This is a genomic window from Streptomyces sp. NPDC051740 (genome assembly GCF_044453165.1).
Classification (GTDB): domain Bacteria; phylum Actinomycetota; class Actinomycetes; order Streptomycetales; family Streptomycetaceae; genus Streptomyces; species Streptomyces atrovirens.
On sequence record NZ_JBITCL010000015.1, the window covers coordinates 61,790 to 85,668 of the forward strand.

General features: G+C 71.0%; 24 protein-coding genes and 1 pseudogene. 10 read left to right on the forward strand and 15 right to left on the reverse strand.

The window, feature by feature from the left end; genetic code table 11:
• Positions 1 to 132: 132 nt before the first annotated feature.
• From folB to ACIA6T_RS24230, 3 genes are read left to right on the forward strand one after another with little or no spacing between them, the layout of a single operon-like run.
• The gene (folB, locus tag ACIA6T_RS24220; RefSeq protein ID WP_399448554.1) at positions 133 to 492 is read left to right on the forward strand and encodes a dihydroneopterin aldolase; all 360 of its coding nucleotides are present in this window, start codon (positions 133 to 135) and stop codon (positions 490 to 492) included.
• Positions 489 to 1,100: a 2-amino-4-hydroxy-6-hydroxymethyldihydropteridine diphosphokinase gene (gene folK / locus ACIA6T_RS24225; protein WP_399448555.1), complete on the forward strand. Its 612-nt coding sequence runs from the start codon at positions 489 to 491 to the stop codon at positions 1,098 to 1,100. The genes folB and folK overlap by 4 nt, the downstream gene beginning before the upstream one ends.
• A gap of 60 nt (positions 1,101 to 1,160) precedes the next feature.
• Complete coding sequence (locus ACIA6T_RS24230) at positions 1,161 to 1,649, forward strand: DUF3180 domain-containing protein (protein ID WP_399448556.1); 489 nt, start codon at positions 1,161 to 1,163, stop codon at positions 1,647 to 1,649.
• A gap of 90 nt (positions 1,650 to 1,739) precedes the next feature.
• Here ACIA6T_RS24230 and folE read toward each other — a convergent pair whose 3' ends face one another.
• The 6 genes from folE to dacB form a co-directional block, all read right to left on the reverse strand.
• Positions 1,740 to 2,345 (reverse strand): GTP cyclohydrolase I FolE, encoded by a 606-nt coding sequence (gene folE / locus ACIA6T_RS24235; protein WP_385058271.1) that lies wholly within the window; start codon positions 2,343 to 2,345, stop codon positions 1,740 to 1,742.
• Between the two features lie 142 nt (positions 2,346 to 2,487).
• Complete coding sequence (gene ftsH / locus ACIA6T_RS24240; RefSeq protein ID WP_399448557.1) at positions 2,488 to 4,527, reverse strand: ATP-dependent zinc metalloprotease FtsH; 2,040 nt, start codon at positions 4,525 to 4,527, stop codon at positions 2,488 to 2,490.
• 187 nt (positions 4,528 to 4,714) lie between these two features.
• Positions 4,715 to 5,275 (reverse strand): hypoxanthine phosphoribosyltransferase, encoded by a 561-nt coding sequence (gene hpt / locus ACIA6T_RS24245; RefSeq protein WP_030863364.1) that lies wholly within the window; start codon positions 5,273 to 5,275, stop codon positions 4,715 to 4,717.
• Positions 5,276 to 5,343: 68 nt separating this feature from the next.
• The gene (gene tilS, locus ACIA6T_RS24250) at positions 5,344 to 6,369 is read right to left on the reverse strand and encodes a tRNA lysidine(34) synthetase TilS (protein ID WP_399448558.1); all 1,026 of its coding nucleotides are present in this window, start codon (positions 6,367 to 6,369) and stop codon (positions 5,344 to 5,346) included.
• A 192-nt stretch (positions 6,370 to 6,561) separates the two neighbouring features.
• Positions 6,562 to 7,695 (reverse strand): zinc-dependent metalloprotease, encoded by a 1,134-nt coding sequence (locus ACIA6T_RS24255; protein WP_399448559.1) that lies wholly within the window; start codon positions 7,693 to 7,695, stop codon positions 6,562 to 6,564.
• Positions 7,696 to 7,943: 248 nt separating this feature from the next.
• Entirely contained in the window at positions 7,944 to 9,569 is a 1,626-nt protein-coding gene (gene dacB / locus ACIA6T_RS24260) for a D-alanyl-D-alanine carboxypeptidase/D-alanyl-D-alanine-endopeptidase (protein WP_399448560.1), read from the reverse strand.
• 79 nt (positions 9,570 to 9,648) lie between these two features.
• Between dacB and ACIA6T_RS24265 the strand changes: the two genes are divergently transcribed.
• Entirely contained in the window at positions 9,649 to 10,140 is a 492-nt protein-coding gene (locus ACIA6T_RS24265) for an inorganic diphosphatase (protein ID WP_030828087.1), read from the forward strand.
• Between the two features lie 138 nt (positions 10,141 to 10,278).
• Positions 10,279 to 11,973 (forward strand): threonine/serine exporter family protein, encoded by a 1,695-nt coding sequence (locus tag ACIA6T_RS24270; RefSeq protein WP_399448561.1) that lies wholly within the window; start codon positions 10,279 to 10,281, stop codon positions 11,971 to 11,973.
• A 111-nt stretch (positions 11,974 to 12,084) separates the two neighbouring features.
• Here ACIA6T_RS24270 and ACIA6T_RS24275 read toward each other — a convergent pair whose 3' ends face one another.
• The gene (locus tag ACIA6T_RS24275; RefSeq protein ID WP_399448562.1) at positions 12,085 to 12,954 is read right to left on the reverse strand and encodes a DedA family protein; all 870 of its coding nucleotides are present in this window, start codon (positions 12,952 to 12,954) and stop codon (positions 12,085 to 12,087) included.
• A gap of 189 nt (positions 12,955 to 13,143) precedes the next feature.
• Positions 13,144 to 13,905 carry a MerR family transcriptional regulator gene (locus ACIA6T_RS24280; RefSeq protein ID WP_399448563.1) on the reverse strand — a complete coding sequence of 254 codons (762 nt, stop codon included), beginning with the start codon at positions 13,903 to 13,905 and terminating at the stop codon, positions 13,144 to 13,146.
• 101 nt (positions 13,906 to 14,006) lie between these two features.
• On the opposite strand from ACIA6T_RS24280, the gene ACIA6T_RS24285 reads away from it, so the two are divergent.
• Positions 14,007 to 15,287, forward strand: a complete 1,281-nt coding sequence (locus tag ACIA6T_RS24285) for an ion channel protein (RefSeq protein WP_399448564.1) — start codon at positions 14,007 to 14,009, stop codon at positions 15,285 to 15,287.
• Positions 15,288 to 15,357: 70 nt separating this feature from the next.
• A complete protein-coding gene (locus ACIA6T_RS24290) occupies positions 15,358 to 16,755 on the forward strand; it encodes a glutamate decarboxylase (protein ID WP_399448565.1) in 1,398 nt (465 codons plus the stop codon).
• On the opposite strand, the pseudogene ACIA6T_RS24295 reads toward ACIA6T_RS24290, so the two are convergent.
• Positions 16,752 to 16,928, reverse strand: a pseudogene (locus ACIA6T_RS24295) (ABC transporter permease); the annotation flags it as partial. The gene ACIA6T_RS24290 and the pseudogene ACIA6T_RS24295 overlap by 4 nt on opposite strands.
• A gap of 198 nt (positions 16,929 to 17,126) precedes the next feature.
• On the opposite strand from ACIA6T_RS24295, the gene ACIA6T_RS24300 reads away from it, so the two are divergent.
• Entirely contained in the window at positions 17,127 to 17,966 is an 840-nt protein-coding gene (locus ACIA6T_RS24300) for a lysostaphin resistance A-like protein (protein WP_399448566.1), read from the forward strand.
• 122 nt (positions 17,967 to 18,088) lie between these two features.
• Here ACIA6T_RS24300 and ACIA6T_RS24305 read toward each other — a convergent pair whose 3' ends face one another.
• Both ACIA6T_RS24305 and ACIA6T_RS24310 read right to left on the reverse strand, forming a co-directional pair.
• The gene (locus ACIA6T_RS24305) at positions 18,089 to 18,310 is read right to left on the reverse strand and encodes a DUF397 domain-containing protein (RefSeq protein WP_399448567.1); all 222 of its coding nucleotides are present in this window, start codon (positions 18,308 to 18,310) and stop codon (positions 18,089 to 18,091) included.
• Positions 18,303 to 19,097, reverse strand: coding sequence for a Scr1 family TA system antitoxin-like transcriptional regulator (locus ACIA6T_RS24310; RefSeq protein ID WP_399448568.1), 795 nt, complete (start codon positions 19,095 to 19,097; stop codon positions 18,303 to 18,305). The genes ACIA6T_RS24305 and ACIA6T_RS24310 overlap by 8 nt, the downstream gene beginning before the upstream one ends.
• A 121-nt stretch (positions 19,098 to 19,218) precedes the next feature.
• Between ACIA6T_RS24310 and ACIA6T_RS24315 the strand changes: the two genes are divergently transcribed.
• The gene (locus ACIA6T_RS24315) at positions 19,219 to 19,530 is read left to right on the forward strand and encodes a hypothetical protein (protein ID WP_399448569.1); all 312 of its coding nucleotides are present in this window, start codon (positions 19,219 to 19,221) and stop codon (positions 19,528 to 19,530) included.
• Positions 19,527 to 19,853, forward strand: coding sequence for a hypothetical protein (locus ACIA6T_RS24320; RefSeq protein ID WP_399448570.1), 327 nt, complete (start codon positions 19,527 to 19,529; stop codon positions 19,851 to 19,853). The genes ACIA6T_RS24315 and ACIA6T_RS24320 overlap by 4 nt, the downstream gene beginning before the upstream one ends.
• A gap of 10 nt (positions 19,854 to 19,863) precedes the next feature.
• Here ACIA6T_RS24320 and ACIA6T_RS24325 read toward each other — a convergent pair whose 3' ends face one another.
• The 4 genes from ACIA6T_RS24325 to ACIA6T_RS24340 all read right to left on the reverse strand — a co-directional run bounded on the left by ACIA6T_RS24325 (position 19,864) and on the right by ACIA6T_RS24340 (position 23,830).
• On the reverse strand, positions 19,864 to 20,592 hold the full coding sequence (locus tag ACIA6T_RS24325) for an ABC transporter permease (protein ID WP_399448638.1): 729 nt from the start codon (positions 20,590 to 20,592) through the stop codon (positions 19,864 to 19,866).
• A gap of 35 nt (positions 20,593 to 20,627) precedes the next feature.
• Positions 20,628 to 21,593, reverse strand: a complete 966-nt coding sequence (locus ACIA6T_RS24330) for an ATP-binding cassette domain-containing protein (protein WP_399448571.1) — start codon at positions 21,591 to 21,593, stop codon at positions 20,628 to 20,630.
• A 73-nt stretch (positions 21,594 to 21,666) separates the two neighbouring features.
• Positions 21,667 to 22,308 (reverse strand): PadR family transcriptional regulator, encoded by a 642-nt coding sequence (locus ACIA6T_RS24335; protein ID WP_399448573.1) that lies wholly within the window; start codon positions 22,306 to 22,308, stop codon positions 21,667 to 21,669.
• Between the two features lie 61 nt (positions 22,309 to 22,369).
• Positions 22,370 to 23,830, reverse strand: coding sequence for an aldehyde dehydrogenase family protein (locus tag ACIA6T_RS24340; protein WP_399448574.1), 1,461 nt, complete (start codon positions 23,828 to 23,830; stop codon positions 22,370 to 22,372).
• Positions 23,831 to 23,879 lie beyond the last annotated feature (49 nt).

The window sequence follows — 23,879 nt, forward strand, 5'->3', positions numbered from 1 at the left end:
CGGCCACCGGCCCGCACCCGCACCCCCGGACCACCGGTGCTGTCGGTGCCCGCGGGTAGATTCGAATGCAGGCCGGTGTGCCGTCCGCACAGGCACCGACCGGCCGGACCGACGACTGCAGGAGTGATTCGCGTGGATCGTGTCGCGCTGCGCGGCCTGAAGGCCCGTGGGCACCACGGTGTGTTCCCCAAGGAACGCGAGGATGGCCAGACCTTCATCGTGGACCTCGTCCTCGGCCTGGACACCCGGCCGGCCGCGGCCGACGACGACCTGACGAGGACCGTGCACTACGGCATCGTGGCCGAGGAGGTCGTGGCGGTCGTCCAGGGCGAGCCGCTCAACCTCATCGAGACGCTCGCCGAGCACATCGCCCAGGTCTGTCTGAAGCACGACGTGGTCCAGGAGGTCGAGGTGTGCGTCCACAAGCCGGACGCGCCGATCACCGTGCCCTTCGACGACGTGACCGTCACCATCACCCGGAGCCGCGCATGACCAGGCCGTCCACCCAGGGCCAGACCGACCCGACCGTCCAGCCCGTCCCCGCCTCCGTGGTCGAGCGGGTCGACGCCGCCGACACCACCCTGCACAATCCGAAACGGGCCGTGGTCTCCCTCGGCGCCAACCTCGGCAACCGCCTGGAGACCCTCCAGGGGGCCGTCGACGCCCTGGAGGACACCCCGGGCATCCGGGTCAAGGCGGTCTCCCCCGTGTACGAGACGGAGCCGTGGGGCGTCGAGCCCGGCAGCCAGCCCTCGTACTTCAACGCGGTCGTGGTGCTGAAGACCACCCTGCCCCCTTCCTCCCTGCTGGAGCGGGCGCACGCGGTCGAGGAGGCCTTCCACCGGGTCCGGGACGAGCGCTGGGGCCCGCGCACCCTGGACGTGGACATCGTCTCGTACGCGGATCTCCACTCCGACGACCCGCAGCTCACTCTCCCGCACCCGCGCGCCCACGAGCGCGCCTTCGTGCTCGCCCCCTGGCACGACGTCGACCCCGAGGCGGAGCTGCCCGGCCGCGGGCCGGTCGCCGATCTCCTCGGCGCGGTCACCCGTGAGGGCGTCACACCCCGCGCGGACCTGGAACTCCGGCTGCCCGAGTAGCCGTTAAGGTCGACACGACCACATTCCGGGGCACCGTCCGGGGGAACGCGAAGGGACACCGTGAAAGAGCTGCGCATCAGGGTGCTGGCAGGCGTCTTCGTCGTGGCCGGGATCCTGTCCTGGGCCGGCGCCCGCCTCTGGAACTCCTTGGGCACCCTTCCGAGTGTGCCCGTGGCCGCGCCCATCGTCCTCGCCCTGATCGCGGTGGTCCTCGCGGCCACCGCGCTGTCCATCCGAGCCCGCCTCAAGGCCCAGCGCGAGCGGCAGGCCGACGCCAAGGGCGTCGACCCCCTGATGGCCGCCCGCGCGGTCGTGTTCGGGCAGGCCAGCGCCCTGGTGGCCGCGCTCGTCGCCGGCATGTACGGCGGCACGGGCGTCTTCCTGCTGGAGTCCCTGGACATTCCCGCCCGCCGTGACCAGGCCATCTACGCAGGCTTCTCGGTCCTGGCGGGCATCGGCGTCATAGCGGCGGCCATCTTCCTGGAGCGCGTCTGCAAGCTCCCGGAGGACGACGACACGAACGGTCCGGGCACGGCACCGGTGGCATGAGGCGCACCCGCGCCGACCCGAGGTCTCAGGCGCACCCATGTCAGCCCAGCGCCTCAAGCGCGCCCGTGTCGGCGCGTGGCGCGCGGTGCGTCAGCGGGCCATGATCAGGCTCATCGCCTCGTTGCGCGTCGTCGCGTCCCGCAGCTGACCGCGTACGGCCGAGGTGAGGGTCTTCGCACCGGGCTTGCGGATGCCCCGCATCGACATGCACATGTGCTCGCACTCCACGACCACGATCACCCCGCGCGGCTCCAGGATGTCCATCAGGGAGTCCGCGATCTGCGTGGTGAGCCGTTCCTGCACCTGCGGGCGGCGGGCGTAGACGTCCACCAGCCGGGCCAGCTTGGACAGGCCCGTGATCTTCCCGCTGGTGGCCGGGATGTACCCGACGTGCGCCACGCCCCGGAACGGCACCAGGTGGTGCTCACAGGTCGAGTACACCTCGATGTCCTTGACCAGCACCATCTCGTCGTGACCGAGGTCGAACGTCGTCGTCAGCACGTCCTCGGGCTTCTGCCACAGCCCCGCGAATATCTCCCGGTACGCCCGCGCCACCCGCGCCGGTGTCTCCAGCAGACCCTCCCGGTCGGGGTCCTCACCGACGGCGATCAGAAGCTCACGTACGGCGTTCCGGGCCCGCTTCTCGTCGAACTCGCCGATGGTGGCCATGCCGTCCAGCGTCACGGGGTCGGTCATGTGGGTGCCTCGTTCCTGTGCCTTCACGCGTGAGGGACACGCGTCTCAACTGCGGGTACACAAAATGCCGCGCCCCCCAGGCTAGAACCAGGGGGGCGCGGCATCCATTCCGGGCCCGGTGGGGTCACCGGGAGCCTCGGGATCAGCTCTCGGGGCGTTCCTCCGGGGTCCGCTCCGGCGCCGGGGCGGGGTCCGCCACGGTGCTCTTGGCGGTGGTGATGGCCGGCGTCGCGCCGTTCGCCCCGTTCGTCAGGGCCAGCTCCTTGGGGGAGAGGACCGGCGGGCGGGTGGACGGCGTACGGCGGGAGGAGCCGGTCCAGGCGGGCCTGGGCGGGCGCTTGACGATCGGCGCGAAGATCTCGGCGATCTCCTCCTTGCCCAGCGTCTCCCGCTCCAGGAGGGCCAGGACCAGGTTGTCGAGGACGTCACGGTTCTCGACGAGGATCTCCCACGCCTCGTTGTGCGCGGTCTCGATGAGCTTCTTGACCTCTTCGTCGACCAGCGCGGCGACCTCTTCCGAGTAGTCGCGCTGGTGAGCCATCTCACGTCCGAGGAACGGCTCGGTGTTGTCCCCGCCGAACTTGATCGCACCGAGACGCTCGGTCATGCCGTACTGCGTGACCATCGCGCGGGCCACACCGGTGGCCTTCTCGATGTCGTTGGCGGCACCGGTGGTCGGGTCGTGGAAGACGAGCTCCTCGGCCGCGCGGCCGCCCAGCATGTAGGCGAGCTGGTCCAGCATCTCGTTGCGCGTGGTCGAGTACTTGTCCTCGTCCGGGAGCACCATCGTGTAGCCGAGGGCACGGCCCCTGGAGAGGATGGTGATCTTGTGGACGGGGTCGGAGTTCGGGGAGGCCGCCGCCACCAGGGCGTGTCCGCCCTCGTGGTACGCGGTGATCTTCTTCTCCTTGTCCGACATGATCCGGGTCCGCTTCTGCGGGCCCGCGACCACACGGTCGATCGCCTCGTCCAGCATCTTGTTGTCGATCAGCTTCTGATCGCTGCGCGCGGTCAGCAGCGCGGCCTCGTTCAGCACGTTGGCCAGGTCGGCACCGGTCATGCCGGGGGTGCGGCGGGCGACGGCCGACAGGTCGACGTCCGGGGCGACCGGCTTGCCCTTCTGGTGCACCTTGAGGATCTCGAGGCGGCCCTGCATGTCCGGGCGGTCGACCGCGATCTGGCGGTCGAAGCGGCCGGGACGCAGCAGCGCCGGGTCGAGGATGTCGGGCCGGTTCGTCGCGGCGATGAGGATCACGCCGCCCTTGACATCGAAGCCGTCCATCTCGACGAGGAGCTGGTTCAGGGTCTGCTCACGCTCGTCGTGACCACCGCCGAGGCCGGCGCCGCGGTGGCGGCCGACCGCGTCGATCTCGTCGACGAAGACGATCGCGGGGGCGTTGGCCTTGGCCTGCTCGAACAGGTCACGGACCCGGGAGGCACCGACACCGACGAACATCTCGACGAAGTCGGAACCGGAGATCGAGTAGAACGGCACACCGGCCTCGCCCGCGACGGCACGCGCGAGCAGGGTCTTACCGGTACCGGGCGGGCCGTAGAGCAGCACACCCTTGGGGATCTTCGCCCCGACGGCCTGGAACTTCGCCGGCTCCTGCAGGAACTCCTTGATCTCGTGGAGCTCCTCCACCGCCTCGTCCGATCCCGCGACGTCCGAGAACGTCGTCTTCGGGGTGTCCTTGGTGATGAGCTTCGCCTTGGACTTGCCGAACTGCATGACGCGGGAGCCGCCGCCCTGCATCTGATTCATCAGGAACAGGAAGACGACCACGATGAGGACGAAGGGCAGCAGGGACAGCAGAATGCTCACGAACGCGTTCTGCTTGGACGGCGAGACGGTGTAGCCGTCCGGGATCTGCTTGTTCTGGAACTTGTCCTGCAGCGTGCTGGCGATGGTGACGCCCTGGTCGCCGATATAGCTCGCCTGGATCTTCGAGCTGTCCTTGACCTCGACGCCGTCCTTGAGCTGGACCTTGATGATCTGCTCGTCGCCGGTGGTCAGCTTGGCCGACTCGACCTTGTTCTCATTGATCGCCTGGACGACCTCGCCGGTGTCCACCGTCTTGTAGCCGCCGGACGAGCCGACGACCTGCATCAACACGACCACGGCGAGGACGGCCAGCACGATCCACATGACCGGCCCACGGAAGTATCGCTTCACGTCCATCCATACGGAGCGGTGCCGCCCCGTCCCTCCTGCCATAGTGAGTTTGATAAAGGCTGTTCTTCGGACGGTACCCCAGCTTTGTCCCCCGAAGCTGCGGGGGACAGCCGGCAATCGCGTCCACGCATGCTCCAACGCCGCGGAGCCCGCCGGGGTTCCCGATCACGTACGGCGGGCCCGGACCCGGGGTTCAGCCGCCGTAGACGTGAGGCGCGAGCGTACCGACGAACGGGAGGTTGCGGTACTTCTCGGCGTAGTCGAGGCCGTAGCCGACGACGAACTCGTTGGGAATGTCGAAGCCGACCCATTCCACGTCGATGGCGACCTTGGCGGCATCGGGCTTGCGCAGCAGCGTGCACACCTTGAGGGAGGCGGGCTCGCGCGAGCCGAGGTTGGAGATCAGCCAGGACAGGGTCAGTCCGGAGTCGATGATGTCCTCGACGATCAGGACGTGCCGGCCCTTGATGTCGGTGTCGAGGTCCTTGAGGATCCGCACCACACCGGAGGACTGGGTGCCCGCCCCGTACGAGGACACGGCCATCCAGTCCATCGTGACGGGGGTGGACAGCGCCCGCGCGAGGTCGGCCATCACCATCACCGCGCCCTTGAGCACGCCGACGATCAGCAGGTCCTTGCCCGCGTACTCCGCGTCGATCTTCGCGGCCAGCTCCGCCAGCTTGGCGTCGATCTCTTCCTTGGTGATGAGTACCTTCTCGAGGTCGGCACCCATGTCTTTCGCGTCCACCCGCATCACTTTCGGTCGTCCCACCGGCCGGTCCGGTCCGTCCCGCGACTCGTACGGGTCGGTGGGGTCCGGATTCAGCCCTGCCGAATCACCAGTCTGCCACCCTGCCGGCGGGCCACGACCCGGCCGGGGAGATTGATGGCCCCCTGACCGCGCCAGCCGGTGATCAGCCGGTCGACTTCCTCGATGTGGCGGGCGAACAGCGAACCGGCCGGCGCGCCGGCCTCGATGGCGGCGCGGCGCAGCACACGGCGGCGTACGGCGGGCGGCAGGTCGTGCAGTGCGGCGCACTCCAGGCGGCCGTCGGCGTCGCGGACGCCGGCTTCGGCCCGGCCGGCCCAGGCGTCGAGGGCGTCCGCGTCGTCGCGGGAGAGCTGGGCCGTACGGGCGAGGGCCTCGACGACGCCCTTGCCGAGGGCCTTCTCCAGGGCGGGCAGGCCCTCGTGGCGGAGCCGGGAACGGGTGTAGGCGGGGTCGGCGTTGTGCGGGTCGTCCCAGACGGGCAGGGACTGGACCATGCAGGCCTTGCGGGCGGTCTGCCGGTCGAGCTGGAGGAAGGGGCGCCGGTAACGGCCGTCGGCCCCCGAGACCGCGGCCATTCCGGACAGGGAGCGGATGCCGGAGCCGCGGGCGAGGCCGAGCAGGACGGTCTCGGCCTGGTCGTCGCGGGTGTGGCCGAGCAGGACGGCGGTGGCGCCGTGCCGTTCGGCGGCGGCGTCCAGGGCGGCGTAGCGGGCGTCCCGGGCGGCGGCCTCCGGGCCGCCGCCCCGGCCGACGGTGACAGCGGTGCACTCGACGGGATCGAGGCCGAGTTCGCGCAGGCGCGAGGCGACTTCGGCGGCGCGCAGGTCGGAGCCGGCCTGGAGGCCGTGGTCGACGGTGACGCCGCCGGCGCGGACGCCGAGACGGAGGGCTTCGAAGGCGAGGGCGGAGGCGAGCGCCATGGAGTCGGCGCCGCCGGAGCAGGCCACGAGCACGAGCGGGGAGGGCGGCTGCTCGTGCGGTGCGCGGCCGGGGGCTCGGCCGTGGTCGTCGAGGATGTCGGTCAGGACGCGGCGGACCGCCAGGCGTATCGCCGCGACCGCGGGATGGGGACCCATGTCCGGTTCCCTTCATGAAATTGTCGGGGGGTGAGCCCGAGGTTCGGTCACTCAGAGTGTGTAGATGGTGACAGAACCGGGCCGTTCCCCGAGCATTGCACGCCTACTCAAGGCTCACGGTCCCTCGGACGGGTGATTGGAGGGGCGTTCGTCTGCCGCCGGCCGTGTGCGGCGCATGACGGTGCGCGGTGCTCAGGCTTCCGGTTTGCGGTGCACCCGTGTGATCCAGTCCGCCGGTTTGGCGATCTCCGCCTTGGTGGGGAGCGTGTTGGGCGAGGTCCACACCCGGTTGAAGCCGTCCATGCCGACCTCCTCGACGACGGCGCGCACGAAGCGTTCGCCGTCCCGGTACTGGCGGAGCTTGGCGTCCAGGCCGAGCAGCTTGCGCAGGGCCGTGTCCAGGCGGGAGGCGCCCTTGGCGCGGCGCTGCTGGAACTTCTCGCGGATCTCGGCGACGCTCGGCACGACGGCGGGGCCGACACCGTCCATCACGAAGTCGGCGTGGCCCTCCAGCAGGGACATCACGGCGGTGAGCCGGCCGAGGATCTCACGCTGGGCGGGGGTCTGCACGAGCTCGACGAGGGAACGCCCCTCGTCGCCCTCCTCGCCCTCGGGACGCCCTCCGGCGAGCGACTGGGCGGCCTCACGGACGCGTTCCAGGACGGTCATGGGGTCGACGTCGGTCTCCCCCAGGAACGACTGGATCTCGCCCTCCAGGTGGTCGCGCAGCCAGGGCACGGCGGTGAACTGAGTGCGGTGGGTCTCCTCGTGGAGGGTCACCCACAGGCGGAAGTCGTGCGGTTCGACATCGAGTTCGCGTTCGACGTGGACGATGTTGGGGGCGACGAGCAGCAGCCGTCCTGCACCGTTCGCACCGGCCGGGAGGTCGCGGGTGGCGGGGGCGAAGGTCTCGTACTGGCCGAGGACGCGGGAGGCGAGGAAGGACAGCAGCATGCCCAGCTCCACGCCGGTGACCTTGCCGCCGACGGCACCGAGGACCGCGTTGCCGGGGCTGGTGCCGCGTCGTTCCTGCATCTTGTCGAGGAGCGGTTTGAGCAGTTCGCGGAAGCCGGCGACGTTGGCCCGGACCCAGCCGGGGCGGTCGACGACGAGGACGGGGGTGTCGTGGGTCTCCTCGGTGCCCAGACGAGTGAAGCCCCGGACGTGTTCCTCCGAGGCTTTCGCGTGCCGGCGCAGTTCCGCGACGACGGCCCTGGCCTCGTCGCGGCTCACGTCGGGGCCCGGCCGCATGAGGCGGGTCGCGGTCGCGACCGCGAGATTCCAGTCGACCATCCCGGAAGAGGCAGCACCACCGATGCTCGTCATGCGTCAACGGTACGTGAGTGCCCCGGTTTCGGGCAGGACGGCGAGGTGACGGGGGTGACCCCCGGTCCCCTTGACGCGGTTCGCGCGGCTCCACAGGAAGCCGACGTCGGTTCCGGGCAGGGCGGGTGGTCGTCGTGCTTTGAGTTCTTCGCCCCGCCGCCCCTTCCCGTCCCGTCCCTGGGGGCTTTGCCCCCAGACCCCCTTGCGCAGTTCCCCGCGCCCCTTTATGCCCAGACCCCCTTTGAAGGTCAGCGGCAGCCGCACGCCGCCAGGGCCGTGGCCGCCTTGTCCAGGGCGGACTGGGCCGCCGTGGGGGCGGTGGTGTCGTTCGCCAGGAAGGCGAAGGCCAGGAGGCGGCCGTCCTTGTCGACGACCGTGCCCGCCAGTGTGTTCACGCCGGTGAGCGTGCCGGTCTTGGCGCGTACGACGCCGGCCGCGCCGTCGGTGTAGCGGCCGGCGAGGGTGCCGGTGAAGCCGGCGACGGGCAGGCCGGTGAGGGCGGGCCGCAGCTCGGGGTGGGCCGGGTCGCCGGCCTTGACGAGCAGGGCGGTGAGGAGGTCGGTGGTGAGTTTGTCGCGCCGGTCGAGGCCGCTGCCGTCCTTGACCTCCGCGCCCTTCGAAGACAGACCGAGGTGCTTCAGACGGGCGGTGACCGCCGCGCCGGCGCCCGCGAAGTCGGCGCTCCCGCCGGTGGCCAGGGCGGTGTGGCGCGCGAGGGCCTCGGCGAGGTCGTTGTCGCTGTTGGTCAGCATCCGCTCGACGAGGGCGGCCAGCGGGGGCGAGGAGACCGTGGCGAGCGTGGACGCGCGGGTGGTCGCCTTCGACAGGCCGGGAGGGGTGGCTCTGACACCTCGCTCCTTCAGCAGGTCGCCGAACTTCCGCGCGGCGTCGGCCGCCGGGTCCGCGATCCGCGGGGCCGGTCCGCTGGTGGAGCCGTCGGAGCGGGCCTCGTCGACCATCAGGGGGGTGACGGCCGCGAGGTTCGGGTTGACCCCGATCGGGTGGATCGTGGCGCCCTCGTAGAGGGTCGTGTCGTACGACAGCGTCACCTCGCGCACCCCCCGCTTGGCCAGGGCGGCGGCGGTCCGCTCCGCGAGGTCGCGCAGGCTCGCGAGACCGCCGGCCTCCTTGCGGGCGGTGAGCGTGGGGTCGCCGCCGCCGACCAGGACGACCTCCCCGGTGTCGGGTTCGTACACCGCGCGGGTGGTGAGGCGGTGGTCGGCGCCCATCGCGGAGAGCGCGGCGACGGCGGTGGCGATCTTGGTGGTCGAGGCGGGGATGAGCGCGTCCCCGGAGCCGGTGCCGTAGAGCCGTTCGCCGGTGGCCACGTCGACCACGGCGGCGGAGTGGCGGCCGAGCGCCGGGTTCCTCAGCAGCGGGTCGAGGACGGCGCCGAGGGCCTTGCCGCCGGGCGCCGACTTCACGGTGGTGGCGGTGCCACCGAGGCCGGTGAGCACGGAGACGGCCGGCGGGACGGCCTGTGGTCCGCGGGGCGGCGTACCGGCGTGGGCGCGGGTGCCACCGTGATCTGTGCCACGCGCGGCTTCCAGGGCCACGGCCCGGTCCCGCTCGGCCGTACGCTGACCCGAGGAGTCCCAGGGACCGGCGGCGGTCGCCACACCCGCGGCCAGCGCCAGACCGGCGGTGGCGGCGGTCGCGGTGAACTGCCAGGTCTTCGGCCGCGCGACCCGCGGGGCCTGCGGTGATCCCGGCCGGCCCGGCCGCGCGAACCATGGCCCGACGGCCGCGGTGACGCGCGCCAGACGTGGTCGTACGGTCTCCGCGGCCCGGGTGAGACGAGGTCGTACGGCGTCCGCGATCCGCACGACGTGCGGTCCCGCGGCCCGCCAAGGCCTCAGCTCTGGCACGACCACCAGCCCCTTTCGCGATCACACACCTGCGTGAGGGACACTTAATCACCAGAACTATGTGCTGATCATGGAGGAGCGTCCGGTGGAGTTCGACGTCACGATCGAGATCCCGAAGGGTTCGCGGAACAAGTACGAGGTGGACCACGAGACGGGTCGGATCCGCCTGGACCGTCGGCTCTTCACCTCGACCGCCTACCCGACCGACTACGGCTTCGTCGAGAACACCCTCGGCGAGGACGGCGACCCGCTGGACGCGCTGGTCATCCTGGACGAGCCGACGTTCCCGGGCTGCCTGATCCGCTGCCGCGCGATCGGCATGTTCCGGATGACGGACGAGGCCGGCGGCGACGACAAGCTGCTCTGCGTCCCGTCGACGGACCCGCGCGTGGAGCACCTGCGGGACATCCACCACGTGTCCGAGTTCGACCGCCTGGAGATCCAGCACTTCTTCGAGGTCTACAAGGACCTGGAGCCGGGCAAGTCGGTCGAGGGCGCCAACTGGGTCGGCCGGGTGGACGCCGAGGCGGAGATCGAGCGGTCCTACAAGCGTTTCAAGGAGACGGGCGGCCACTGAGCCCTCCCGCTGCGCGACGCAGAGACGGGCCGCACGCGCGCGTGCGGCCCGTCTTGCCGTGCGTGCGCATACTGAGGCTGTACGGGGCAGGCTTACGGACGGTCTCACGGACGGTGTCGTAAAGGGAGAGCGGAGCAGGTGACGGACGCGGAGGGCCGCAAGCCGCGGTCGGACGAGGCGAGGAGCGTGTTCGCGCCTCCCACCGGTGTCGCGGCGCCGGCCGAGCCGGAGTCGTCGACGACGTCCGAGTTCGCCGTCCCCGAGGGGCTGGCCGTCCCGAGGACCGGCACGGAGTCCGAGACGACCTCCGAGTTCGCTCTCCCGGAGGGGCTGGACGTGGCCCCGCCGCCCCCGGACGGGACGGAGGGGTCGGCGTTCAGCACGCCGAGCACCTACAGCGCGAAGCAGACCGCGACGTTCACCCCGGCGAGCGGGATCCCGCTGGTCAGCCTGGCCAAGGACGTGCCGTGGCAGGACCGGATGCGCACCATGCTGCGCATGCCGGTGACCGAACGGCCGGCTCCGGAGCCGGTGCAGCGGCACGACGAGGCCGGTCCGGCCGTGCCGCGCGTGCTCGACCTGACCCTGCGCATCGGCGAGCTGCTGCTGGCGGGCGGCGAGGGTGCCGAGGACGTGGAGGCGGCGATGTTCGCCGTGTGCCGCTCCTACGGCCTGGACCGCTGCGAGCCCAACGTCACGTTCACCCTGCTGTCGATCTCCCACCAGCCGTCCCTGGTCGACGACCCGGTGACCGCGTCGCGCACGGTGCGGCGCCGCAGCCCCGACTACACCCGGCTGGCGGCCGTCTACCAGCTGGTGGACGACCTCAGCGACGACGAGACGCACGTCTCCCTGGAGGAGGCCTACCGCCGGCTGGCGGAGATCCGCCGCAACCGGCACCCGTACCCCGGCTGGGCTCTGACCGCGGCGAGCGGACTGCTCGCGGGAGCGGCCTCGGTGCTCGTCGGCGGCGGCTTCCTGGTGTTCGTGTCGGCCGCGGTCGGCGCGATGCTCGGCGACCGGCTGGCCTGGCTGTGCGCGGGGCGCGGGCTGCCGGAGTTCTACCAGTTCACGGTGGCCGCGATGCCGCCGGCCGCGATCGGGGTGGCGCTGACGCTGGCGCACGCGGACGTGAAGGCGTCCGCGGTGATCACCGGTGGGCTGTTCGCGCTGCTGCCCGGGCGGGCGCTGGTGGCCGGCGTGCAGGACGGCCTGACCGGCTTCTACATCACGGCGTCCGCGCGTCTGCTGGAGGTCCTGTACTTCTTCGTGGGCATCGTGGCCGGGGTGCTGACGGTGCTGTACTTCGGCGTGCAGCTGGGCGCCAGGCTGAACCCGGACGCGGCGCTCGGCGTCTCCGACGACCCGCTGTGGCAGATCGCCGCGTCGATGCTGCTGTCCCTGGCCTTCGCGGTGCTGCTCCAGCAGGAACGGTCCACCGTGCTGATGGCGACCCTGAACGGCGGGGTCGCCTGGGTGGTGTACGGCGCGATGCACTACACCGGCGACATCTCACCGGTGGTCTCCACGACCGCGGCGGCGGGCCTCGTGGGCCTGTTCGGGCAGTTGCTGGCCCGGTACCGGTTCGCGTCCGCGCTGCCGTACACCACGGCGGCGATCGGGCCGCTGCTGCCCGGTTCCGCGACGTACTTCGGTCTGCTGGGGATCGCCCAGAACGAGGTCGACTCGGGGCTGACGTCCCTCACGAAGGCCGTGGCACTGGCCATGGCCATCGCGATCGGGGTGAACCTCGGGTCGGAGATCTCGCGGATCTTCCTGCGGATCGGGTCCGCGGAGAAGCGCCGGGCGGCGAAGCGGACGCGGGGGTTTTAGCGCGGGCGCCATTCAAGTCTCGGCGCCATCCGGCTCGGGGCCTCGTCTGCGTTGGCGGCCGCGGGCCGGGTGGGGCTGATCGCGCAGTTCCCCGCGCCCCTTTGGGGCGCTTCAGTAGCCCCGGTTGTACGGCTGCTGCTGGTTCTGGTCGTAGTACTGCTCGTCGCCATACGGCTGCTGGGGCTGCTGCGGGTACCCCTGGTCGCCGTACGGCTGCTGGGGGTACCCCTGGTTGCCGTAGTGCTGCTGCTGGGGGCGCTGCGGGGCGGACGGGGTGATGCGGCGCAGCTGGGTCGTGGCGTCGTCCATGACCGGGTGCTGGGGGTGCTGCGGGGCGGTGGCCGGGGTCTCGGCGGCGGCGCGCTTCTTCTTCCCGCGCTCGCGCAGGTACTCGATGATGATCGGCACCACGGAGACGAGGACGATCAGGACGAGGATCGGCTCGACGTTGGTCTTGATGAACTCGATCTGCCCGAGCCAGTAGCCCGCGAGGGTGACACCGCAGCCCCAGGCGACACCGCCGATGAGGTTGTACGTGAAGAACGTGCGGTACTTCATGCGGCCGGCGCCGGCCACGATGGGCGCGAACGTGCGCACGATCGGCACGAAGCGGGCCAGGACGATCGCCTTGGGGCCGTACTTCTCCATGAACTCGTGCGCCTTCTCCAGGTTCTCCTGTTTGAAGAGCTTGGAGTTCGGCCGGCTGAACAGCCTGGGCCCGAAGAACTTGCCGATCATGTAACCGACCTGGTCGCCGATGACGGCGGCCAGCACGATCAGCGTGCACACCAGCCACAGCGGCTGGCTGATGTAAGTGCCCTCGGCCACGAAGAGACCCGCCGTGAACAGCAGGGAGTCACCGGGCAGGAACGCGAAGAGTCCGGACTCCGCGAAGACGATCAGCAGGATGCCGGGCAGGCTGAAGGTCTCGATCAGGTAGTCCGGGCTCAGCCACTCAGGGCCGAGCGCAAGCGTGGTCACGGGGATGTGGCTCCTGCAGCTGGGGGGTAAGGGCTGGGCTGGCTGCCCAAATTATGAACGCAGCCGTCGGGGCCCAGGTTCCGCGGGGGTACCCAGGATGCCCTGTGACCCGTCCCGGAGAAAGCCGCGAGCCGTGGTGCGGGAAGCAACCCGCAGGTCGTGGCCCGGATGTGAGCCGGGCCACGACGCTCAGGCGGTGTGCCGCGCGGCGTTGGCGAGGATCGCCTCCCTGAGGTGCTCGGCGAGACCGGGCCGCATGGAGTCGTAGTACGCCTTGAAGCGCTCGTCGGAGACGTACATCTCCGCGAAACACCTGTGCATCTCGTACGACACCTCGAAGTACCACTTGCCGACGTGCCGCCGGTGCTCCTCGGCCAGGTCCATGGCCGCCTCGCCGGACGGCTGCCCTCCGGCGGCCATCAGGGCGGTGTACCGCTCCTGCCAGTCGTCGACCTCGGCCTGGACGCGCTTCCAGTCCTCCTTGGTGTAGCTCGCCGCGCGGCGCTGCGACTCGGCGTACGCCTCGGTGCCGCCCCAGCGTTCCTCCGCCTCGGCGGCGTACTGCTCGGGGTCCTTGTCCCCGAACACCTCGAACCTCTCCTCGGGCGTCAGATCGATCCCCATCTTGCGTGCCTCCATGGCGTGCTCCACGGCCGCCGCCATCTTCTTCAGCTTCTCGATCCGGGCGGTCAGCAGTTCGTGCTGCCGGCGCAGATGCGCGCGCGGGTCCGCGTCCGGGTCGTCGAGCAGGACGGCGACCTCGTCGAGCGGGAAGCCGAGCTCGCGGTAGAACAGGATCTGCTGCAGCCGGTCGAGGTCGGCGTCGCTGTAGCGCCGGTGCCCCGCGTGGCTGCGCCCGCTCGGGACGAGCAGGCCGATGTCGTCGTAGTGGTGCAGGGTGCGCACGGTGACACCGGCGAATCCGGTCACCTGTCCCACGGAGTAGCTCACTTCCGCTCCCTTCTCGGTACGCGCTCCAGCCTGGGTCCTCACGCCACGTGAGATGCAAGCCGGTCACGGTTTTGCCCGGCTTGTCTGTTTATCGTGTGCGCGTGGCCCAGGACAGCTCGCAGCAGGCACTCCCCGCCGCCACCCCGGCACGCGCCCTGCTGCCGACCGTCGTCCCCGCGCTGGTCGTGGGCGTGGTGGCGAGCCTGGTCCTGGTGGGGGTGAGCACGGCGGCCGAGGAGCTGCAGGATGTGCTCTGGCAGGACCTGCCGGACGCCCTCGGCGTCGGCGGGTACTCCGTGCTGTGGATGTCCGTGGTGCTCGTCGCCACCGGGATCGCGGTCGGACTGGTGGTGTGGAAGGTGCCGGGGCACGCGGGCCCCGACCCGGCGACCACCGGTCTCGACGCACCGGTGCTGCCGCCCGCGGTGCTGCCGGGGCTGCTGCCGGCGACCGCGTTCATGCTGGCCGGCGGGCCCAGTCCGGGGCCCGAGAACCCGATCATCGCCGTGAACGTCTCGCTGGCGGTATGGGCGGGTCTCAGGGCCTTCCCACAGACCCGGGAACAGGGCTGGGTGGCGCTGGCGGAGGCCGGCACGATCGGCGCGCTGTTCGGCACGCCGGTCGCCGCCGCGCTGGTCATCTCCGAGGCGCTGGCCGGGCAGCGGATCAAGGGGCGGCTGTGGGACAGCCTCTTCGCGCCGCTGGCCGCCGCCGGGGCCGGCGCGCTCACCATCTCCCTGGTGTCGGAGCCGAGCTTCGATCTCCGGCTGCCGCCGTTCGGGCAGCCCGGCTGGGGCGATCTGCTGGCGTCCCTCGTGCTGGCTCCGGTGGGCGCGCTGCTCGGCATGTGCGCCGTGTACGCCTTCCCGTACGTCCACGGGGCGTTCCGGCGGCTGCGGCACCCGATGCTGATGCTTCCCGCCGGCGGGCTGGTGCTGGGCGTCCTGGCGGCCCTGGGCGGGCACCTGACCCTGTTCAAGGGGCTCGACGAGATCGCGGTCCTGGCACGTGACCCCGACGGCTGGTCGGCGGGCGAGTTCGCCACGATGACGGTGGTGAAGCCGGCCGCGCTGCTCGTCGCCGCGCCCTGCGGCTTCCGGGGCGGACGGATCTTCCCGGCGGTGTTCGTCGGCACCGCGCTCGGGCTGTCCGCGCACGCCCTGGTGCCCGGGGTACCGCCGGCGGTGGGCGTGTCGGCGGGGGTGCTGGGGATCCTGCTGGCCATCACCCGGCAGGGCTGGGTGAGCCTGTTCGTCGCCGCCGTCCTGGTCGTCTCCCCCGGGATCCTCGTCCTCCTGTGCATCGCGTCGCTGCCGACCTGGCTGCTGGTGACGGGACGCCCGCTGATGCAGCTGCGGGAGGACGGCACGGCCGTGCGATGACCTTCCCCCGGCCTCTCCCCACCCCCGTCGCCCCCGTCGCCCCCGTCGCTCCCGAGACCAAGGAGACCCCATGCCGCTCCACAAAGGCACGCAGCACGACGAGCGCCCCATGTCCGTCAACCCCTTCCTGGGGCCGGCCAATCCGGTCGGGGACATGACCGAGGCGCCGCCCAAGCACCGGCTGCCCGACACGCCCATGGCGCCCTCGACGGCGTACCAGCTCGTGCACGACGAGCTGATGCTGGACGGCAACGCGCGGCTGAACCTGGCCACCTTCGTCACCACCTGGATGGAGCCGGAGGCCGGCCGTCTGATGGCGGAGTGCCGGGACAAGAACATGATCGACAAGGACGAGTACCCGCGCACCGCCGAGCTGGAGCGGCGCTGTGTGGCGATGCTCGCCGACCTGTGGCACGCGCCCGATCCGGCGGCGGTCGTGGGCTGTTCGACGACCGGTTCGAGCGAGGCGTGCATGCTCGCCGGAATGGCGCTGAAGCGGCGCTGGAGCGGGCGCGCTCCCGCGCGGGACGCCCGGCCCAACCTCGTCATGGGCGTCAACGTGCAGGTCTGCTGGGACAAGTTCTGCACCTTCTGGGAGGTGGAGCCCCGTCAGGTACCCATGGAGGGCGAGCGGTTCCACCTCGACCCGGAGGCCGCCGCCGGGCTGTGCGACGAGAACACCATCGGGGTCGTCGGCGTACTGGGCTCCACCTTCGACGGGTCGTACGAGCCGATCGCCGGCCTGTGCGCCGCGCTGGACGAGCTCCAGGAGCGCACCGGCCTCGACATCCCGGTGCACGTCGACGGGGCGTCCGGTGCGATGGTCGCGCCCTTCCTCGACGAGGACCTGGTGTGGGACTTCCGCCTCCCGCGCGTGGCGTCCATCAACACCTCGGGGCACAAGTACGGGCTGGTGTACCCGGGTGTCGGCTGGGCGCTGTGGCGGGACGCGGACGCGCTGCCCGAGGAGCTGGTCTTCCGGGTGAACTACCTGGGCGGCGACATGCCGACCTTCGCGCTGAACTTCTCCCGGCCGGGCGCGCAGGTCGTGGCGCAGTACTACACGTTCCTGCGGCTCGGCCGCGACGGCTACCGCGCGGTGCAGCAGGCCGCGCGGGACGTGGCCACGGGCCTCTCCGCGCGGATCGGGTCGCTCGGCGACTTCCGGCTGCTCACGCGGGGCGACCAGCTCCCGGTGTTCGCGTTCACGACCGCCGACGACGTGACGGCGTACGACGTCTTCGACGTGTCCCGGCGGATGCGGGAGCACGGCTGGCTGGTGCCCGCGTACACCTTCCCGGCGAACCGCCAGGACCTCTCCGTGCTCCGCGTGGTGTGCCGCAACGGCTTCTCCGAGGACCTCGCCGACGTCTTCGCCGAGGACCTGACCCGGCTGCTGCCGGGACTGCGCCGGCAGCCGCGTCCCCTCACCCGTGACAGGCAAGCGGCCACCGGCTTCCATCACTAGCGGCCGAGCCGCGAGAACCGGCGCACCGCCGGCGGGAAGAACACCGCCAGCAGCGCCAGCGGCCATACGACGGCGGCCCACACGTGGCCCGGTTCGCCGCCGGGGCCGCCGAACAGGTCGCGCACGGCCGTGGCGGTGTGGGACATCGGGTTCCCCTGGACGGCCGTGCCCAGCCGGCAGCATCACCGGGAAGACCAGGTTCACCACCACCGTGACCGGCCATCACGGCGTTCGATGCCGACGCCCCCCCGTGTCCCCCGTGGGAGCTACTCGGATCTGTCCGCTCAGGGGTGATTCGGAGATGCCGCCGCTCTCGTAGCGTTCTCGGCAGGTCGCGGAAGGCACTCGACCGATGCCATACGGAGGTCATCATGAGTACGACACACACCGCGTCCCCCCAGCCCACACGCCAAAAGGGTGGCCGCTTCCTCCGGTCCCCCCTCGGCTGGATGCTGACCGGGATAGTGGGTGTGGGCCTGGCGTCCAGCCTGGTCTCGGTGGGCGGGGTGGTCGCCGTCATGGGTGCGGCCGTGGCGGTTGTCGTCTACTGGGCGGTCATGCGCTACGTCGCCCGGCGGGACGTACCGGAGATCGCGAAGTCGGGGGCCGTGACACAGACGTTGTCCGGTGTCGTGATCGGCTTCGGGCTCATCACCGTGTCGATGCTCACGCTCCTCACCGAATTCTCTTTCGACGAACGGCCCGGTGACGGCCTGTCGATCGTGGCGAGCATGGCCGCGGTACAGGTCGGCGCCGCCGTGACCGAGGAACTGCTCTTCCGCGGCCTCGCCCTCCAGGCACTGGAGAAGATGTGCGGCAGCTGGGCGGCCCTGGCGATCACCGCGGCGCTGTTCGGCGGACTGCACGCGGCCAACCCGGGTGCCACGCTGTGGAGTTCGACCGCGATCGCCATCGAGGCCGGCGTCCTCCTCGGTGCCGCGTTCCTGTGGAAGCGCAACATCTGGTTCGTCGTGGGCCTGCACTTCGCCTGGAACACCGCCCTGGGGCTGATCGGCATCCCCGTCTCCGGCCACGCCTCGGAGGGCCTGATGACCACCACTCCGACCGGCCCCGACCTGGTGACCGGCGGAGAGTTCGGCCTGGAGGCGTCGATCGTGCCCGTCATCGTCAGCGTGCTGATCGCGATCCCCATGCTCGTCGCCGCCCACCGGCGCGGCAACCTGGTGCCCATGCGCCGCGGGCACCGCTGACACCCGGTGCCCGCCGACCACGGGGTCTCGCCCCCGCTCGCCCTACGAGCGGGGGCGAGATCCTTCGCGTACTGGAGCGGGCGGAGGCCGAGGCGGACGCGTGGCCGTGGGTCAGCGGGCGGTCAGGAGGGGAAGCCGCCGCTCCTGACCGCCGTGACGAACGTCGACCAGGCGGAGGCAGGAACGACCACTGCGGGACCGTGGGGGTTCTTCGAGTCACGTACGGGAACACCCCGGCGGTGGCCGTCGAGGACTTCGAGGCAGCTGCCGCCCTCACTGTTGCTGTAGGAGGATCTTCTCCAGCCCGCTGCTATCGCTGCATTGGACATGACGCGATCAGTCATGGTGTTCATAGTCCTTCGCTGTAGCCCTGAGCAGGGCCAGGGACTCCTTGAGCGGCAGTGCATCGCCTAGCGCCAGAGCGTAACGTCCCTCCAGCGTCCGAACCACAGACGGGGAGTCGTGGAGCTTGCCCATGTGCGAGCCCTCTCCATACGCCACTGGCGGCTGATCCTCAAAGTCCATCAACGTGAGCATGCTCTCCATCAGCGGATGGAAGCCGACGTCGAACGGCATCACATGGACCCGCACCCGGCCACTCTCCGCCAGCCGGACCATGTGCAGGACCTGTTCCGCCATGACCTCCCGGCCACCCACGACCCGCCGCAGCACCGCCTCGTCCAGCAGCGCCCACACTACGGGCGTCACCGGATCGTCCAGGACCTTCGCCCGCTCCAGGCGTGTGACAACGAGCCTGTCACATTCCTCTTCACTCACCGGAGGGAACGACGTGCTCAGAACCGCACGCGCGTACCTTTCCGTCTGGAGGATCCCCGGGACGAACGACAGGGCGAACTCGCGGATCATCACAGCCTGTTGTTCGAGTCGCCGGGCCGCCTCGAAGTAGTCGGCGACCGCTACGTCCTCCTGCGGCAGAAACCGGCTCAGCACATCCCCCGTGCCCAGCGCGTTGTCCAGCCGCCGCGCGTCCTCCCGCGACGGCACCCGGCGCCCCGCCTCGATGTGCGCGATGTGCGTTCGAGTCATGACCGCGGCCTCGGCCAGTTGCTGCTGCGTCAGCCCCGCCGCCTCGCGCTGCTCCTTGAGCCACTCGCCGTAGTTGGTGCCCACGAGATCAACTCCTCTGTGACAAATGCTCTGTCACGCCGAACCCCCTGGCGAGCCTAATACGGGCCGTTTCACTCTGTATGTCGATCGCTACAGAACGCGACATCGATCACGGAGTCACACCATGCTCGGCCTCATCGCCCGCCTCATCGAACCGCTGCTCAGCCTCGTCTCCCCCGGTACCGGACGACGCCGGCTCGACGCACGGGACGGTTACGACCCCCCGCCCCCGCCCGCCGAGGGCCCCGCCCCACGCCAGTTCGGCGCGCGCCCCCTTCGCGGCGAGGACCACGGCCTCGTACGTCCCTACGTCATCGCGCACGAGCGTCGAGAACGGGAACGGCGCCGACAAGCCCGGCGCCGTTCCCTGCTGATCGCCCCTCAGGGCGTCCACCTGCCCCCGCACCCGACACACCGCCTGGGACTGACCGCATGACACACCACGCCCTCACCCCCGCCCGCCTCCTGCCCTGGCCGAGCCCCGAGGGCAAGCCCTGCTACCTCCTGACAGACGGCAGCGGGCGCCTCTCCCGGGCCGCCGACATCGCCGAGGGCGTCCAGCTCGACATGGCCGCCGATCTGCTCGCCCATCTCGCCGACATGCTCCACGACGAGGAGCACGTGAGTGCCGTCCAGCTCCGCTACCTGCTGGCCCGCATGGGCGAGGCCCTGACCGACGTGTGCCGCATCGCGGAGAGCAGGGGCGCTCGCCTGCGCGTGTACACGGACCCCGACGCCGGTACGGGTCCGGACGGCTGAGGACCCGCCCTCACCTGCCGAGCCGCGAGAACCTCCTTACCGCCGGCGGGAAGAACACCGCCAGCAGCGCCAGCGGCCATACGACGGCGGCCCACACGTGGCCCGGTTCGCCGCCGGGGCCGCCGAACAGGTCGCGTACGGCCGTGGCGGTGTGGGACATGGGGTTCCACTCGACGACCGTGCCCAGCCAGTCGGGCATGGACCCGGGGGCGGCGAAGGCGTTGGACAGGAAGCCGACCGGCCAGACCAGGATCTGCACGGCCTGCACCAGTTCCGGCTTCCCGGCGACCAGCGCCAGGTGGATGCCGATCCACAGCATCGCGAACCGGAACAGCAGCAGCAGTCCCACGGCGCCCAGGAAGCCCGCCGGGCCGCCCTGGGCGCGCCAGCCGAGCGCGGCGGCGACGGCGAGGAGCACCGCCAGGCCGAGCGCCGACTGGAGCATGTCCGCGGCGGAACGGCCCACCAAGACCGCACCGTTGGCCATGGGCATGGAGCGGAAGCGGTCGATGACGCCCTTGTCGAGATCCTGGGTGACGGCGACCATCGTGCCCTCCAGGCCGAAGGCCATGGTGAGCGCGAGCATGCCGGGCACCAGGAAGTCGAGGTACTCGCCGCTCACGCCCCGGCCTCCGCCGACCAGGTAGCCGAACATCAGCAGCAGCATCACCGGGAAGACCAGGTTCACCACCACCGTGACCGGCTGCCGCCCCCAGCGGGCGAGTTCGCGGCGGGTCATGGTCCAGGAGTCGGTCAGGGCGTACGCCGTGGTGGTCACGCGGCCTCCTTCGCCCGGTCGTCGTGCCCGGTCAGCCGCAGGAACACCTCGTCGAGGGTGGGCCTGCGCAGGGCGATGTCCTCGGCCTCGACGCCGGCCTCCTCCAGCGCGCGGACGACCCCGGCCAGGGCCGCCATGCGGTCGGTGACGGGGGCACTCAGCAGCCGCCGGTCGGTGTCCACGGTGATCGCGTCCTTCGGTACGGGCAGCAGGGCGACGGCCGTGCCCAGGTGACCGGCGTCGCGCAGGACGACGTCGATGCGGTCGCCGCCGATGGCCGCCTTGAGCTCGTCCGCCGTGCCGTCGGCGACGACCCGGCCGGCGTCCACCAGGGAGATGCGGTCGGCGAGCTGGTCGGCCTCCTCCAGGTACTGGGTGGTGAGCAGGACCGTCGTACCGCCGCCGACCAGGGAGCGGACCGAGTCCCACACCTCCGCGCGGCCGCGCGGGTCGAGGCCCGTGGTCGGTTCGTCCAGGAAGAGCACCTCCGGTTCGGTGATCAGGGAGGCGGCGAGGTCCAGGCGGCGTCGCATGCCGCCGCTGTACTGCTTGACCGCCTTCTGTCCGGTGCCGGAGAGCTCGAAGCGCTCCAGAAGTTCGTCGGCACGCGCGCATGCGCGTCGCGCGCCCAGGTGGTGCAGCCGGCCGAACAGCTCCAGGTTCTGCCGGCCGCCGAGTTCCTCGTCGAGCGCCGCGTGCTGGCCGAGCAGGCCGATGCGCAGCCGTACGGCGTACGCCTCGCGCACGACGTCGTGCCCCGCCACCTCGATCCGGCCCGCGTCGGGCCGCAGCAGGGTGGCCAGGATCCTCACCAGGGTGGTCTTGCCCGCGCCGTTCGGGCCGAGCACCCCGTGCACCGTGCCGCGCGCGACCGTCAGGTCGAGCCCGTCCAGTGCGGGGCCACTGCTGCCGCCCCTGTATGTCTTGTGTGCTTCCTCGACGGTGATCGCCGCGTCGGACACTCGAATCCCCTCGCTAGTCAAAGTTGACTACCCGCTCGACCGTAATACCCGCGAGGCTTCTGGTCAAACTTGATTAGCGATCGTCCCCGGGATGCCGCTCCCCCGTCCCGTACGGGTTCTCCTCGCCCTCGGCCAGTACGCCGACGAACGGCTCGCCCTCACCGGCGAAGGTGTACGCGCCGCCCCGGATGCGCTCGATGAGGGAGCGGGTCCACTCGGCGCCGGTGTCGGCGGAGTGCACCCAGAAGTCCATGATCTCCCCGATGTGGCCGAGCCGACCGGGACCGTCCTCGGGCGTGTAGTACTCGGTGACGGCCTTGCGCCACTCCCCGATCGCACGCATCCGCCGCTCGAGCAGCGCGAGGGCCTCCGCGCGCTCCAGGTCGACCATCAGGCCGAGCCCCGCCGAGAGCACGTCCGGCTTCTGGTCGTAGGAGGTCAGGGCCTCCCGCAGCAGCCGGAAGAACTCCTCGGTGCCCTGCTCGGTGATCTCGTACTCCGTGCGCGGCGGGCCGCCGGCCGTGGACGGCGCGATCTCGTGCGCGTGCAGCAGCCCCTGCTTCGCCATCTGCTTCAGCGCGTGGTAGATCGAGCCGGGCTTGGCGTTGGACCACTCGTGCGCGCCCCAGTACTCCAGGTCGTTGCGCACCTGGTACCCGTGGGCCCGCCCGTGCTGGCGCACCGCGCCGAGCACCAGGAGACGGATCACTGACATGTGCCCAGCGTAGGACCCCCGGGACCGGCCCCGGGGGCTGCCCTGCCCGCCCGGAGCCCGCTCAGAACGGGAAGCCGCTCCGGCCGTGCTGCACCGAGATCCACTTCACCGTGGTGAAGGCGTCCAGCATGGTGTCGCCGTTCAGCCGGCCGATGCCCGAGTGCTTCTCGCCGCCGAAGGGGACGATCGGCTCGTCGTGCACGGTGCCGTCGTTCACGTGGAACATGCCGGTGTCGATCTGCTTGGCGAAGTTCACGCCGCGCTCGATGTCACCGGTGTGCACGGCGCCGCTCAGGCCGTACGGGGTGTCGTTGACGATGCGCACCGCCTCCTCCTCGCCGTCGAACGGGACGAGGAAGGCGACGGGCCCGAAGACCTCCTGCCGCAGCAGGGGCGAGTCCGCGGGCAGGCCGGTGAGGACGGACGGCTCGACCAGGTTGTCGGTGCGGTCGCCGCGCACCAGGGCAGTGGCGCCCTCGGTGAGCGCCTGCTCGACCACGCCGGACAGGGCGTCCGCCTGACGGGAGTTGATCACCGGGCCGATGACCGTCTCCGGGTCGCGCGGGTCGCCGGCCTTGAGGGACCTGACCTTGGCGACGAACTTCTCGGTGAACTCGTCGGCGACCGACCGGTCGACCAGGACGCGGTTGGCGGCCATGCAGACCTGGCCCTGGTGGACGAACCGGCTGAAGACGGCCGCGTCCACCGCGTAGTCGAGGTCGGCGTCGTCGAGGACCACCAGCGCGCTGTTGCCGCCGAGTTCGAGGACCGAGCGCTTGAAGAGGGAGGCGCAGACGGTGGCCACGTGGCGGCCGACCGCGTCCGAGCCGGTGAAGGAGATGACCTTCGGTACCGGGTGCTCCAGGAAGGCGTCGCCGATCTCCGCGATGTCGGTGATGACGACGTTGAGCAGTCCGCCGGGCAGGCCCGCGTCCTCGAAGATCTTCGCGACCAGGGAGCCGCCGACGACCGGCGTGTTCTGGTGCGGCTTGAGCACCACGCCGTTGCCGAGCGCGAGCGCGGGGGCGACCGACTTGAGGGAGAGCAGGAAGGGGAAGTTGAAGGGGCTGATCACGCCCACGACGCCCACGGGCACGCGGTAGACGCGGTTCTCCTTGCCGTCCACCGGCGAGGGGATGATCCGGCCCTCGGGGCGCAGCGCCAGGTGGACCGCCTCGCGCAGGAACTCCTTGGCGAGGTGCAGCTCGAAGGCGGCCTTCAGGCGGGTGCCGCCGAGCTCGGCGACGATCGCCTCGGCGATCTCCTCCTCGCGCTCCTCGACCAGCCTGAGCGCCTTCTCGAACACCGTGCGGCGGGCGTACGGATTGGTCGCCGCCCACTGCTTCTGCGCGCGGGCGGCCGCCCTGTACGCCTGATCGACCTCGTCGACCGTGGCTATCGTGATCGACGCGAGCTTCTCGTCGTCGTACGGGTTGAAGTCGATGATGTCCCAGGAGCCGGTGCCCGGGCGCCACTCACCGTCGATGTACTGCTGAGCCAGGTCGGTGAAGTACGACGACATGTGATCCCTCAATCCCTTGCTGCGTCGTTGCATCAGTGGGGCACCGATC

Coding starts and splice junctions, on each gene's coding strand:
- folK (WP_399448555.1), top strand. CDS start 489: ATGACCAGGCCGTCCACCCAGGGCCAGACCGACCCGACCGTCCAGCCC.
- folE (WP_385058271.1), bottom strand. CDS start 2,345: ATGACCGACCCCGTGACGCTGGACGGCATGGCCACCATCGGCGAGTTC.
- ftsH (WP_399448557.1), bottom strand. CDS start 4,527: ATGGACGTGAAGCGATACTTCCGTGGGCCGGTCATGTGGATCGTGCTG.
- hpt (WP_030863364.1), bottom strand. CDS start 5,275: ATGCGGGTGGACGCGAAAGACATGGGTGCCGACCTCGAGAAGGTACTC.
- tilS (WP_399448558.1), bottom strand. CDS start 6,369: ATGGGTCCCCATCCCGCGGTCGCGGCGATACGCCTGGCGGTCCGCCGC.
- ACIA6T_RS24255 (WP_399448559.1), bottom strand. CDS start 7,695: ATGACGAGCATCGGTGGTGCTGCCTCTTCCGGGATGGTCGACTGGAAT.
- ACIA6T_RS24290 (WP_399448565.1), top strand. CDS start 15,358: ATGCCGCTCCACAAAGGCACGCAGCACGACGAGCGCCCCATGTCCGTC.
- ACIA6T_RS24300 (WP_399448566.1), top strand. CDS start 17,127: ATGAGTACGACACACACCGCGTCCCCCCAGCCCACACGCCAAAAGGGT.
- ACIA6T_RS24305 (WP_399448567.1), bottom strand. CDS start 18,310: ATGACTGATCGCGTCATGTCCAATGCAGCGATAGCAGCGGGCTGGAGA.
- ACIA6T_RS24315 (WP_399448569.1), top strand. CDS start 19,219: ATGCTCGGCCTCATCGCCCGCCTCATCGAACCGCTGCTCAGCCTCGTC.
- ACIA6T_RS24320 (WP_399448570.1), top strand. CDS start 19,527: ATGACACACCACGCCCTCACCCCCGCCCGCCTCCTGCCCTGGCCGAGC.
- ACIA6T_RS24325 (WP_399448638.1), bottom strand. CDS start 20,592: ATGACCCGCCGCGAACTCGCCCGCTGGGGGCGGCAGCCGGTCACGGTG.
- ACIA6T_RS24335 (WP_399448573.1), bottom strand. CDS start 22,308: ATGTCAGTGATCCGTCTCCTGGTGCTCGGCGCGGTGCGCCAGCACGGG.
- ACIA6T_RS24340 (WP_399448574.1), bottom strand. CDS start 23,830: ATGTCGTCGTACTTCACCGACCTGGCTCAGCAGTACATCGACGGTGAG.